15 protein-coding genes are annotated in these 12804 nt (G+C 35.1%); all 15 read right to left on the reverse strand.

The features are described from left to right. Window positions 1–34: 34 nt before the first annotated feature. The gene (pstA, locus tag ACZ42G_RS09100; RefSeq protein ID WP_085112153.1) at window positions 35–922 is read right to left on the reverse strand and encodes a phosphate ABC transporter permease PstA; all 888 of its coding nucleotides are present in this window, start codon (window positions 920–922) and stop codon (window positions 35–37) included. After that, a complete protein-coding gene (gene pstC / locus ACZ42G_RS09105) occupies window positions 919–1824 on the reverse strand; it encodes a phosphate ABC transporter permease subunit PstC (protein WP_085112154.1) in 906 nt (301 codons plus the stop codon). Before pstC ends, pstA begins: the two co-directional genes overlap by 4 nt. A 184-nt stretch (window positions 1825–2008) precedes the next feature. Then, complete coding sequence (locus ACZ42G_RS09110; protein WP_085112156.1) at window positions 2009–2902, reverse strand: phosphate ABC transporter substrate-binding protein; 894 nt, start codon at window positions 2900–2902, stop codon at window positions 2009–2011. A gap of 93 nt (window positions 2903–2995) precedes the next feature. Next, window positions 2996–4357: a two-component system histidine kinase PnpS gene (pnpS, locus tag ACZ42G_RS09115; protein WP_274892930.1), complete on the reverse strand. Its 1362-nt coding sequence runs from the start codon at window positions 4355–4357 to the stop codon at window positions 2996–2998. After that, window positions 4350–5057 carry a response regulator gene (locus ACZ42G_RS09120; protein ID WP_435619354.1) on the reverse strand — a complete coding sequence of 236 codons (708 nt, stop codon included), beginning with the start codon at window positions 5055–5057 and terminating at the stop codon, window positions 4350–4352. The genes pnpS and ACZ42G_RS09120 overlap by 8 nt, the downstream gene beginning before the upstream one ends. Window positions 5058–5097: 40 nt before the next feature. Continuing rightward, window positions 5098–5565: a transcriptional regulator NrdR gene (gene nrdR, locus ACZ42G_RS09125; protein WP_013787850.1), complete on the reverse strand. Its 468-nt coding sequence runs from the start codon at window positions 5563–5565 to the stop codon at window positions 5098–5100. Between the two features lie 88 nt (window positions 5566–5653). Continuing rightward, the gene (locus ACZ42G_RS09130) at window positions 5654–5905 is read right to left on the reverse strand and encodes a YlmC/YmxH family sporulation protein (protein ID WP_085112159.1); all 252 of its coding nucleotides are present in this window, start codon (window positions 5903–5905) and stop codon (window positions 5654–5656) included. Window positions 5906–5991: 86 nt separating this feature from the next. Beyond that, entirely contained in the window at window positions 5992–6762 is a 771-nt protein-coding gene (sigG, locus tag ACZ42G_RS09135; protein ID WP_013787848.1) for an RNA polymerase sporulation sigma factor SigG, read from the reverse strand. 65 nt (window positions 6763–6827) lie between these two features. Continuing rightward, on the reverse strand, window positions 6828–7553 hold the full coding sequence (sigE, locus tag ACZ42G_RS09140; RefSeq protein WP_085112160.1) for an RNA polymerase sporulation sigma factor SigE: 726 nt from the start codon (window positions 7551–7553) through the stop codon (window positions 6828–6830). A 15-nt stretch (window positions 7554–7568) separates the two neighbouring features. Further along, complete coding sequence (spoIIGA, locus tag ACZ42G_RS09145) at window positions 7569–8411, reverse strand: sigma-E processing peptidase SpoIIGA (protein ID WP_464850153.1); 843 nt, start codon at window positions 8409–8411, stop codon at window positions 7569–7571. Window positions 8412–8644: 233 nt separating this feature from the next. Next, on the reverse strand, window positions 8645–9733 hold the full coding sequence (ftsZ, locus tag ACZ42G_RS09150; RefSeq protein WP_085112162.1) for a cell division protein FtsZ: 1089 nt from the start codon (window positions 9731–9733) through the stop codon (window positions 8645–8647). A 17-nt stretch (window positions 9734–9750) separates the two neighbouring features. Then, window positions 9751–10977: a cell division protein FtsA gene (gene ftsA, locus ACZ42G_RS09155; protein WP_464850154.1), complete on the reverse strand. Its 1227-nt coding sequence runs from the start codon at window positions 10975–10977 to the stop codon at window positions 9751–9753. Window positions 10978–10999: 22 nt separating this feature from the next. Then, a complete protein-coding gene (locus ACZ42G_RS09160; protein ID WP_013787843.1) occupies window positions 11000–11347 on the reverse strand; it encodes a small basic family protein in 348 nt (115 codons plus the stop codon). After that, window positions 11347–12066 carry a DUF881 domain-containing protein gene (locus ACZ42G_RS09165; protein WP_085112164.1) on the reverse strand — a complete coding sequence of 240 codons (720 nt, stop codon included), beginning with the start codon at window positions 12064–12066 and terminating at the stop codon, window positions 11347–11349. The genes ACZ42G_RS09160 and ACZ42G_RS09165 overlap by 1 nt, the downstream gene beginning before the upstream one ends. A gap of 17 nt (window positions 12067–12083) precedes the next feature. Next, window positions 12084–12803 (reverse strand): cell division protein FtsQ/DivIB, encoded by a 720-nt coding sequence (locus ACZ42G_RS09170; RefSeq protein WP_085112165.1) that lies wholly within the window; start codon window positions 12801–12803, stop codon window positions 12084–12086. Window position 12804: the final 1 nt, after the last annotated feature.

The following is a 12804-nucleotide window of genomic DNA, read 5'->3' on the forward strand; positions in this document are numbered from 1 at the left end:
AAGGTTTCCCCTTTCTATAAATAATTATATTGCATTATTTTCCGCCTGTCATCTTTTTATATAAAACATTACCAAGCCAACGAGCTAAAATGTTAAACACCAACACTATTATGAGAAGAACTGCCGCTGAACCATCAGCAATTTGTCTGGCATCTGGTGCAAGCCCTTCACTGTTGACTTTCCAAATATAAACAGCCAAAGTCTCAGCAGCTCTAAATGGATAAAATGGAGAACCTGGCACTAAAGGATTTAAAACTTTAAAATTAAGCATAGGTGTACTCATGCCAGCCGTGTATAAAAGCGCAGCAGCTTCTCCAAAAATCCTACCAGAAGTAAGTATTATGCCTGTCACAAGTCCTGGCAAAGCAGATGGAACCAACACTTTTACTATCGTTTGCCACTTAGTAGCGCCTAATGCAAAACTTGCTTCCTTTAATGAAGATGAAACGCTTTTTATGGCGTCCTCACTGACTCTGGCCATAACAGGCAAATTTAATACAGTAAGGGCCAATGCACCTGACATCAAAGAATATCCCCAGTGAAGCATATTTACAAAAATTAAAAGCCCAAATAATCCTACCACAATCGATGGCAATGAAGACAATGTCTCTGTCGATAATCTGATTAACTCAGTTACTTTGCTGGGTCTTGCATACTCTGCCATGTAAAGTCCCGCACCAACTCCAATTGGAACTGAAATAATGAGAGTTATCACTAAAAGCAACAGTGAATTAAATATCTGTGGAGCTATACCTCCACCTTTCTCCATGAATTTTGGAGGCGTCAATATAAAATGCAAATTTAACTCACTTCTGCCTTGATACAATATATAGCTTATAAGAGATAAAAGAAAAAGCACTATGACTCCTGCCACAACGTAAAAATATATAGTAGCCAGCTTATCGTAAAATTTTGATTTCATTTGTACATGCTCCTCCTGCCAACAAGCCTTATTATGAGAATAAATCCAAACGATATTAGCAGCAACAATAATGCCAAGGACCAAAGGGCATTATTCCAAGTTGAACCTGTCACCGTATTTGCCATATCCATAGTGATAATAGATGTAATCGTGGACATAGGCTGCAAGAACGACAAAGGAATCGCTGGGCTGTTTCCGATAACCATTTGAACTGCCAAAGCCTCGCCAAAAGCACGAGCTAACCCTAATACAATTGCTGTAAGTATACCTGACTTCGCAGCAGGCAATATTACCCTTCTAATCGTCTGCCATCTCGTGGCACCAAGTGCATAAGAAGCTTCCCGTATCTCCCAAGGCAATGACTTAATAGCATCCGTACTGACGCTTGTTATCGTTGGAAGAACCATTATCGTCAATACTAATATGCCTGCCAGCAGGCTAAAACCTAACCCGCCAATGTGCTTACTTATGAAGGGAACTAAAACGGTAAGTCCAATCCAACCGTATACGACAGAAGGGATGCCAACGAATATCTCCATCGCAGGCTGCAATAAGTTTCTTCCAAGTTTTTTTGCTATTTCAACCATGAAGATAGCTGCTGATATGCTAAGAGGTGTGCTTATCAAAATGGCAAAAACTGAAACAAACACAGAACCTAATATGAACTGAAGCGACCCTATGGCAGGCCCTCCTTGACTATTAGGTCTATCTGGTTTCCATGTGGTTCCAAAAAGAAATTCGCTTACAGAACGTTTATCAACAATAAACGTTGAAAGCCCTTTTGTTGCAACAAAGTAAAAAATAGAAACAGTGATGACTATCAATAAAAAAGCACAAATAAAAGCATACGTTTTTCCAATCTTGTCAAAAACCTTTCGTCTTTTGTCATACTTTTCAGACATTTTTTACCTCCTGATATGAATTTTCGACAATACTTTAATTATAGTATCAAAATAAAAAAAAATATTCATTAAGGTAATGTAAAATTTATGTTAATTTTATGTTAAATTATTAATCATTATAAAAATAAGAGCAAGTATAAATACCAGCTCTTATAAAACATAATTCGTATTCTGTTTTTTTTGCCTATTTTAAAGTTACTTTCATGTCATTTATGTTTATAAAGCCAAGCTTCTCTGCAGGTCCTTTCTGTACTTCGTCAGACATCATAAAGTCTAAGAATGCCTTCACAACGCCTTTAGGTTCGCCTTTTGTGTACATGTGCTCATATGATGCGATTGGATATGTGCCATTTATAACATTTTCTTTTGTTGGCTCAACACCATTGTACTTAAGAGCTTTTACAGAATCATCAAGATAAGAGAATGCAAGATAGCTTATTGCACCTTTCTTTTCCGCCACTGTCTTTCTAACAGTACCTGAAGCATCTTCTGTCAATGCCAATCCCTGTACTTCATCTTGTCCACCTAACACGATCTTCTTAAAAGTCGCTCTTGTACCTGAGCTTGTTGGCCTATTTACCACGATTATCGGCTCATCTGGGCCTCCAACTTCTTTCCAATTTTTTATCTTGCCTGTAAAGATATCAACCAATTGCTGCTGCGTCAGATTATCTACTGTCACGTCTTTATTAACAACAACAGCAAACCCTACAACGGCTACTTTATGATCTACCAATGATTTTGCATCAATACCTGATTTTTCTTCTGCATATATGTCTGAATCACCTATGTCCGCTGCACCTTGCGCTACCTGTGTCAAACCGGTACCACTTCCACCGCCTTGTACATTAATAGTGGCATTAGGATATTTTTGATTGAATAATGTTGCTGCTTGCTCTACTAAAGGCTGTAAAGCTGTAGAACCGACTGCTGTTGCAGTACCAGAAATATCTTGACTGCTATTTGATTGATTAGATGATCCTGAATTATTAGTATTTGGACCACATGCAGAAAATAAAAACACGCTTAAAACCATCAATACAGACAATAGAACTTTTGCTATTTTACTCTTTGACATAATTGCACCTCCGTATTTTTTTTACAAGTTTAGTATAACAGTCTATTGTAAAGCCTGTATTAAGCTTGTGTTAAAATCATGTAAAATCATGTACTATTTTTGTTCTTTAGGTAAAACAATGGTAAATTTTGTGCCTTTGCCTACTTCACTTTCTACAGTAATACTGCCTTTCATTGATTCTACAATGTGTTTTACAATTGCAAGGCCAAGTCCAGTACCACCTAATTTTCTCGATCTTCCTTTATCAACCCGATAAAACCTTTCAAAGAGCCTCGGTATATTTTCCTTTGATATGCCTATTCCGCTGTCTTCTACTTCTATTACGATATTGTTTTCCATATCGGCTGTGGTGACTTTCACATATCCACCTTCAGGAGTATACTTTATGCCATTGTCAACAAGATTGATGATCATCTGCCTAAGTCTATCCTTACTGGTCTTGATCACAACATCCTTGCAGTTTAAATCTTTTATAAGCTTTATATTTTTATCTTCAGCAGTTTTTTCCATGATGTAAAAAATTTCATTGATTTCTTCATCAATTGCAATATCCTCTTTTACAAAACCTTCCTTCAAATTTTCTATCTCAGAAAGCGTCAAAATATCATTTATTAGCCTCGTAAGTCTTTCAGCTTCAAACTCGATGATCTCTAAAAACCTGTCCCTTCTCTCAACATTATCAATTGCACCTTCCCTCAATGTCTCAATAAAACCTCTTATAGAAGTAAGTGGCGTCCTTAACTCATGTGATACATTTGCCACAAAATCGCTTCTGATTTTTTCTAACTTTCTGATTTCCGTTATATCATTTATTATGACAACAAATCCTAATTTTTTATGCGTGACTTGATGAACGATTGGACTGGAGTATATTTTTAGATGTTTGTTAAATGTGTCAATCTCAAAGTTATCTATATTATATCCCTTGTCTTTTATGATTTTTTCCAAAACATCGTGAAATTTCGAATTTCTAACGACATCCAATATGTGTTTTCCAACTGCATAATTATCCTTGATGCCAAGCATTGTTCGAGCCGAATCGTTTATAAGCAAAATTCTCTCATTTTCATCAAAAGCTACGACACCATTTACTAAACTTCTTAAAATAGCTTCCAACTTTGCATTTCTATCGTACAACTCGTCTATCGTCTCTTGAAGCTTGTCCGACATGGTATTTATGGCAAATGATAATTGACCAATCTCATCGATTGATTTTATCTCAATTCTGTGTTCGTAATTGCCCTTCGTTATCTCTTTAGCAACATCGGTAATCTCATTGATAGGCTGAACAATACCTTTTATTAGCCTGTAACCAAAAAAATTGCTGACAATCAGCCCAAAAAGTATCCCGATTATGAGCCTTATCATTGACACTTTTCCAATAAAAAAAAATGATGTTGCCAAGATGCCTAAAAAGCTTATGATAAAATAGCTGTAGTACAGTTTTTTAAACATCACTTTCACCTATATCCTTTAATTTGTACCCAATCCCACGTACCGTTTCAATGTATACTGGAAGTTTATCGTCATCTTCTATCTTTTTTCTCAAATGTCGTATGTGGACATCCACAGTTCTTGTTTCGCCAGCGTATTCATATCCCCATACCTTGTCCAACAAATAATCTCGAGTCAAAACTTTGCCTCGATTTTTTGATAAAAGTTTTAAAAGCTCAAACTCTTTTAAAGTGAGATCAAGCAATTCATTGCCTTTATAAACCAAATGTTTTTCAGTATCTATCGTGATATCTCCAAACTTGATGATCTCATTGTCCTCAGACTCATTTTTGGATCTTCTTAGCACTACTTTAATCCTTGCCAACAGCTCTCTTATACTGAAAGGTTTTGTAATGTAGTCATCTGCCCCAAGTTCCAATCCTAATATCTTGTCTACTTCTTCACTCTTTGCAGTCAGCATAATTATAGGGATGTTTTTAAGATGTTCATCTGATTTTAACTTCTTACATACATCTATGCCATCTATATCGGGAAGCATCAAATCTAAAAGAACCAGATCGGGGTTTGTCTCTTTGCATTTTTCAAGGCCATCTTTGCCATTATCTGTTAAAACAACATTATATCCTTGTGCTTCTAAATTGTACCTTAGCAACTCTAAAATATGGGCTTCATCTTCAATAACAAGAATTGTATGTGCCAAAATTGCACCTCCTAAGTACATCATGTACAAAAATAGAGCTTCATTTCTTCTCCTCGGTATCATTCAGCAATTTTTTTAGCTCGTCCATAAAAGTGTTTATGTCTTTAAATTGTCTGTAAACAGATGCAAATCTTACATACGCCACTTCGTCAACATTTTTAAGCTTTTCCATCACCATCTCTCCAATTTTAGCAGACGTGATTTCCTTTTCATAAGAATTGTAAATATCTCTTTCTATTTCATCTGTCAGCTCTTCTAATTTTTGAATAGGAACTGGTCTTTTTTCACAAGCCTTTATCATGCCTCTTAGTATTTTATCCCTGTCATAAGACTCTCTGCTTAAATCTTTCTTTATTACCAAAATTGGAACTTGCTCGACTTTTTCATAAGTGGTAAACCTTTTGCCGCAATTTATACATTCTCGCCTTCTCCTTATTGAAGTAGAATCATCGGTAGGTCGAGAATCAATCACTTTAGAATCTAAATAACCGCAAAAAGGACATTTCAAACATTATCATTCCTTTCGTCACAACCGATCAAAAAACTTTCTTCATCGACAATTGCTAATAAAATTATAATAAAATTGATGTAAATAGTCAAACTTGTGTTACATCTTCATTAATATCAATTAGTATAACATCTTCTCCTATTTTTTTTACAGATTGCCATGGTATGTACAAGTCCTGATCCTTTGCAAAAAGTCTAAATCCTTTTGTCTCGCCTGGTATTATAAATCCGTCTACTTTGCCTTCCTCCAAGTTTACTTCTATGTCAATTATGTTGCCAAGTCTTTTCCCTGTTTTTACGTCAATTACGTCTTTGTCTCTTAAATCTGATGTCTTAAACATTCCGATTCCCCCTTAAAATCTTTATACTAAAAATATATGCAGTTATTTTTATCAAATTACAATAGAAAAACTTGCCATAAGGCAAGTCATATATATTTTCTCATGTGGGATAATGCTGATTTTTCAAGTCTTGACACTTGAGCTTGTGATATACCAATCTCTTTCGCAACCTCCATTTGAGTTTTCCCTTCAAAGAAGCGCATCGTCAATATCATCTTTTCTCTGTCGTTTAATTTCTTTATCGCCTCCTTTAATGCTATTTGTTCCAACCATACTTCATCTACGTTTTTTTCATCGCCAATCTGGTCCATCACGTATATTGCATCTCCACCATCATGGTATATTGGTTCAAAAAGTGACACAGGATCTTGTATGGCATCAAGTGCAAAAACCACTTCTTCTCTCGGTATGTTCAATTCTTTCGCTATATCGCCAACAGTAGGTTCTTTTGAATTTTCATTGACAAGTTTATCTCTTACTTGCAAAGCCTTATATGCCACATCTCGTAATGATCTGCTAACCCTAATAGAATTGTTATCTCTTAAATACCGTCTGATCTCTCCAATGATCATTGGCACTGCATACGTTGAAAATTTCACGTTCTGATTTAAATCAAAATTATCTATCGCCTTAATCAAGCCTATACAGCCAACTTGAAACAAATCATCTACATACTCGCCGCGATTGTTAAATCTTTGTATAACGCTCAACACAAGTCTTAAATTTCCATTTATGAATTCTTCTCTGGCGCTTTTATCGCCGTTTTTCATTCTTAAAAGCAGTTCCTTTTGCTTAGCTCCTTTTAGTACAGGTAACTTGGAAGTATTTACTCCGCAGATCTCTACTTTATTATTCATATGCCCATCCTCCAAATGTATTGGTTAATTTTAAGTATTACCTGCGGAGCAAATTTTATTCAATTTTAAACTAATCTATTTATTTCTTTTTTGAGTCTTTTTAATATCCTTTTTTCTAATCTTGAAATGTATGACTGCGATATGCCTAATAGGTCGGCTACTTCCTTTTGAGTCATTTCTGTTCCACCGCTAAGTCCAAACCTCAATCCTATAATCCTTTTTTCTCTATCAGATAGCTTTTTCAATGCATTTTTCAACAACTGTTTGTCAACTTCGTCTTCAATGATTTTATACACCAGCTCATTGTCTGTACCTAAAATATCTGAAAGAAGAAGCTCATTCCCATCCCAATCAATATTCAGTGGTTCATCAAACGAAACCTCCATTCTGGTCTTGCTATTCCTCCTTAAATACATGAGTATCTCATTTTCTATGCATCTTGATGCATAAGTAGCCAGCTTTATCTTTTTGCGCGGATTGAACGTATTTATTGATTTAATAAGCCCAATGGTTCCTATAGAAATAAGATCTTCTATGCCTACTCCAGTATTCTCGAATTTCTTTGCTATATAGACTACGAGCCGCAAATTCCTCTCGATTAACATTGACTTAGCTTCATTATCACCTGATTCCATTTTTGCTATCAAAAACATTTCTTCTTCTGCCGAAAGAGGAGGAGGCAAAGCCTCACTGCCACCAACATAAAAGATCGAGTCTCGAATTTTCAGTTTTGTCAATACTTTTAGTATTGCCAACTGAATAGTTACTTTCACCTTTGTCTTAATATTCACCGCATCATCCCTCCATCAATTTAGCAATTCTGTACCTATAAGTGCTTCATAATCTGAAGTCTCATTTAACTTTTTAAAATATATTCCCACAATCGCATTTTTTTGCGATTTTCTATATCCTTCAACCACCAAATTGTCAGGTATAAATCCTATCAAAATCCCGCTGTCGTTTCCAATAGAATTAAAAGGCACTAACCTCAACCTTTTAAGCCATTTATCATCATCTACTACTTTAGTCATTTCAAATATAGATTCATTTCCCATAGAATCAAATACATTTTTTAATTTTTCTGGCAACAATTCTTTTACAGCATTATATTCTACTATTGCAACAGGATAATTAGAAATAGGATCATGTAGCGTATTGCCTGTATCTAATATCGCCGTTACATCTCTTACTTTATTATCCATTTCTATATGCAGCTTATACAAAATATTGCTTTCTATATTCTTTTTTGATATGTATCCCCAACCAATATAAGTTAAAAGTATTGCGAAAAATAGTGCTGCTATTATGATCTGTCTAATGTCTATATTCACGACGTAAATCAATGCAAAAGCCGTTCCACCTATTATAAATGAAACCAGATAAAAAATGCTTAAGACTCTTATAAATTCATGAAATCTATTAAACCCAAATGCAATTGCCACCATTAAAATAGATATTATTATTTTAAATGTAAGTGAATAAATTATATTAGGCAAAGAAAAAAATATTAGAATTACATACAAAGCGCCTAAAGCGGACGAGAAAATTAACTTTGCATTATTAGTATTCGATCTGGAAAATCTTTTAGTCAAATATAAAATTATATAATTTATGATCAAGTTTTCGATAAAAATTACATCGGCGTACACTCCTATCAGCTCCAAATAACTTTAAAAACTACCTAAACTATGTATATTCATTCCGCAACCCTTTATTCCTATTATAATAAAAAAATATCGATAAAATTGTTATAATTTGGCACTAAATTTTCTCCGTTATCAATATTTTTTTAAAGAATTTTATACATTAATGTTAATTAATGTAGTTAAAAAGGCATTAAAAAAACACCCTAATTAAAACATTAATTAAGGTGTTTCTATTTTTACTTTCTACCTCTTCTTAAGAAAGTAGGAATGTCAAGGTCGTCATTGTCAAACTTTATGACCTCGTTTATGTCTTTAACTTCGCTTTGTTTTATAATTTCTTTTTCTATTTTCGGTTTCTTTTCAGAATCAAACCTCTTTTCAAACCCTGTTGCGATTACCGTAATCCTAATCTGATCCTCTAAACTTTCATCAATGACTGCGCCAAATATGATATTTGCATCAGGATCCGCTGTTTCATATATGTAGTTAGCCGCTTCGTTAACCTCAAATATGCTTAAGTTAGTTCCACCGGCTATATTTAACAATATCCCTCTTGCACCTTCTATCGACGTCTCCAAAAGTGGACTTTGAACCGCTTGCTTTGCCGCTTCGGTGGCTTTATTTTCACCAGATGCTATTCCTATACCCATGTGTGCAAGACCTGTTTCCATCATTATGGTCTTAACATCAGCAAAATCAACATTGACAAGACCTGGGACAGCAATTAGGTCAGAAATACCTTGGACACCTTGCCTTAAGACATCATCTGCAATTTTAAACGCATCTAACATTGATGTCTTCTTCTCTGCCACCTGTAACAGCCTATCATTTGGAATCGTGACAAGTGCGTCTACGTGTTTTTTAAGCTCACTTATTCCCATTTCAGCGTGTGTCATTCTTTTTTTCCCTTCAAAAGTAAACGGCTTTGTAACAACTCCAACAGTCAAAATGCCTAATTGTTTAGTTATTTCAGCTACTACAGGAGCAGCGCCTGTACCTGTGCCGCCACCCATACCTGCAGTAATAAATACCATATCAGCACCGCTTATAATCTTTTCAATCTCGTCTTTTGTCTCTTCCGCTGCTTTTTTGCCAATTTCAGGATTTGCGCCTGCCCCAAGGCCTTTTGTCAGTTTGTCGCCAATCTGTATTTTTGTCTCAGCTTTTGACATGTAAAGTGCTTGCTTGTCCGTATTGATTGCAATGAATTCCACACCTTTAAGTCCTGCCTCAATCATTCTGTTTACAGCATTCCCACCGCCACCACCGACGCCAATAACTTTAATATTTGCAAACTGCTCCATATCTGTTTCAATACCTATCATATAAGACCCTCCTCATATCATATCCAAAAATCATTAAACCAGTCTTTTATTTTTGACAATACCCCACTTTTCTTTTGGTCCCTTTCTTTCGGAACCTCAACTTGCTTTTTATATAGATACTTTCGGTTTGCAAAAACATATTTGACGATTCCTACTGCAGTTGAATATACAGGCGTAGAAACTCCAATAGCATTAGGCAAACCTAATCTTACATTTTTACCCAAAATACTCTCTGCTAAATCCAGACTGCCTTTTATAAAAGATATTCCGCCTCCTGTTATTACAATATTTGTTGAAATCTGGTCTAAAACGTTAGAACCCCTCATTTCATCGTACACCATCGTCAAAATTTCATTTACTCTCGCTTCTATAATATCTATTATATCATTAAGTCTGGTATCTTGAGAACTATGATTTGCTATATTTGCTATTTTTACTGTCTCATCATTCTCTACCTTCACCACAGAACCATACTTCTTCTTTATAATTTCGGCTTCTTCAAAAGAAATCTTTAACCCGATTGACAAATCGTTGGTTATGTGATTTCCGCCAACAGGTATCATGCCTGTATATATTAAATTTCCAGACCTAAAGACTGCTATATCTGTTACACCAGCACCTATGTCGATAAGTGCTGCGCCAAGTTCTCTCTCATCTTTAGTCAATATTGCTTCTGCTGTAGCTAATGGCTCTACGATGATTCCCGACATGGTGTAACCAGCCTTTTTTACGCATTTTTCCATATTCTGTACTGCTGTCAAGCTACCCGTTACAATTGCCGCATCCACTTCCAACCTTATCCCTGCCATACCTACAGGGTCTTTAATTTCTCCATAACCATCTACTATGTATTCAATAGGGATAAGCTCAATTATCTGTTTATCAGATGGCAAAGCCATTATTTTAGCAGCTTGCAGCACTCTTTCCACATCTTGCGCTGTTATCTCTTTATCATCCCTTGTTACAGCCACAAGACCTCTATTTCTGTATATTTCAGTAAGGCCGCCGGGAATTTTAATGTAAACCGATGTGACCTTTTGATTCGCCATTCTTTCAGCCTGTTCGATGGATTTTTTAATGGAAAAAGCAGTTGTCTCTATATCAACAACGACTCCTTTTTTCATGCCATTGCATGGATACATTCCAATGCCAATTATCCTCAGCTCTCCATTTTTGTCACATTGGCCAATTATAGTGCATACTTTTGATGTCCCAATATCAATACCTGTTATGATTTCATTCAATTAATTCTCCTCCCCTCGGAGCTTATTGTTTTTTAGAAAAATTATTCAAAATGTATCTCCGAATATAAGCAAAATTTGTAAACAATCTGCTGCCAAAAGCAAAAATCGCAGCCAAATAAATCGGAACTCCTAACACATCACCTATATAGGCTAAAACTGCAGCCAATATAGCATTTCCAAAAAAGCCTGAAATGAAAATAGCATTATTGAATTTATTTTCAAGGCTGGCACGAATTCCTCCAAAAACAGAATCTAGTGCAGCCAGTATGGCAACGGAAAGATATGATGTATATGCAGGAGGCAAATTAATTGGCAAGAAAAATCCGATTGCAAGTCCTAAAGCTAAACTTAAAATGATAATTAAAGCCATCAATTATTCCCTCCTTCGTAAGGTTTCGCATATTTATACGTTAAAACACCGTCATATTTTTTGACTAATATTTTGTCAGAACGCTTAATGTTAACCTGAATTCCCCAGTTTGACAATGTATCGATGATTCCACCTTTAAGTCGCAATGCAGCTTCCAATGTATCTGGATTTCCAATGGCTTTCACCACATATGGAGGCGTAAATCTGACTGAATTAATATCGATAGTATTGCCTATCATTCGTATCTCAGATGTTGCAACGAGTCTTTGGTCATTTATTGATATAGCTTCAGCTCCCGCTGCTCTAAGCTCATTAACTATATTTAGAAGATCTTCATCGTGAACCAAAAAAGCATTCTGATCAGCACCGGGTTGAAGTTGTGTATTGCCATCATTTATTGTAACTATGATGCCAGGTCCTTCAACATCAGAAAGTCCCGCTAATTCTTTATATTTGTCAAGGTCATCTTTAAGAGACTTTGTTACTGTGCTTGACTTAGCCGCAGAATTTTCATAATTTGATATTTTCGCTTCTAAATCATTTATTTGTTTTTTCAACTCATCTCTCTCTTTCTGAACTTGATTTAATTTACTTGTAAGTTCCTCTGCTCTTTGCACAGTCAAGCTATCACTGTTTTTCACATTTCTAAACTGTGTTGATATCATTATTCCAAGAACGACACATACAAAAGCGATAGAAACAAAAAAGCTCTTTTTCACTGCACTTCCTCCATTTCTTATGGCGTATAAATTGGATTCCCGTTGCTTACTATAAGAACATTTCCACTGTTATAGCCTTTTTTCTCTAAATCATTCAATATCTTTTCAGAAAAATTTAATGAATAGCTTATGTCATCAACATTCTCCAATACTACATTTATTCCTGAATTCGTCTTTAATGTAATCTTTGAACCATCAACAATTATACTATTGTATATATTCTTATTATATATTAACGGCAATAGTTTTGCTATGTCCTTATTATTACTTAAATTGTTGATTTTACTTCCTATCTCAAATTTTCCAACGTCGATTCCCTTTAATATTGGCAATTTATTGTTGTAATCACCTAACTGAACTGCGACACAGTCGGTATCTACATATAGAAATTTGTCTTTATAGCTTATTTGAGCCGCCAATACCCTTTCATCTATTTTTATTTCGACTTTAGAAGGATAAATTATGTTAATTGACGCATCTTTAATGTATGGATCCTTCATAATGGATTTAATGACGGCTGATTTATTTATTTTCAGAGTATTGCTGCCTATCTCTATCCCCGACAACCTTATGACATCGCTCTTATCTACTGATCTTGTCCCATAGACATATATGTTTTTTACATCAAATAATGATGTTTTAAATAAAATTATATAAAGTATGATTGCAAAAATAAACAAAAATACGATAAAAACGCTAAACCTCTTTTTCTTTTTATACTGTCTTTCTTCCATCATA

It is taken from the genome of Thermoanaerobacterium calidifontis (assembly GCF_055381745.1).

Bases quoted from the DNA above. Each gene is read 5' to 3' on its own strand.
- pstA (WP_085112153.1), bottom strand. From the start codon at position 922: ATGAAATCAAAATTTTACGATAAGCTGGCTACTATATATTTTTACGTT.
- pstC (WP_085112154.1), bottom strand. From the start codon at position 1,824: ATGTCTGAAAAGTATGACAAAAGACGAAAGGTTTTTGACAAGATTGGA.
- ACZ42G_RS09110 (WP_085112156.1), bottom strand. From the start codon at position 2,902: ATGTCAAAGAGTAAAATAGCAAAAGTTCTATTGTCTGTATTGATGGTT.
- pnpS (WP_274892930.1), bottom strand. From the start codon at position 4,357: ATGTTTAAAAAACTGTACTACAGCTATTTTATCATAAGCTTTTTAGGC.
- ACZ42G_RS09130 (WP_085112159.1), bottom strand. From the start codon at position 5,905: ATGTTTAAGACATCAGATTTAAGAGACAAAGACGTAATTGACGTAAAA.
- sigG (WP_013787848.1), bottom strand. From the start codon at position 6,762: ATGAATAATAAAGTAGAGATCTGCGGAGTAAATACTTCCAAGTTACCT.
- ftsZ (WP_085112162.1), bottom strand. From the start codon at position 9,733: ATGATAGGTATTGAAACAGATATGGAGCAGTTTGCAAATATTAAAGTT.
- ACZ42G_RS09160 (WP_013787843.1), bottom strand. From the start codon at position 11,347: ATGGCTTTAATTATCATTTTAAGTTTAGCTTTAGGACTTGCAATCGGA.
- ACZ42G_RS09170 (WP_085112165.1), bottom strand. From the start codon at position 12,803: ATGATGGAAGAAAGACAGTATAAAAAGAAAAAGAGGTTTAGCGTTTTT.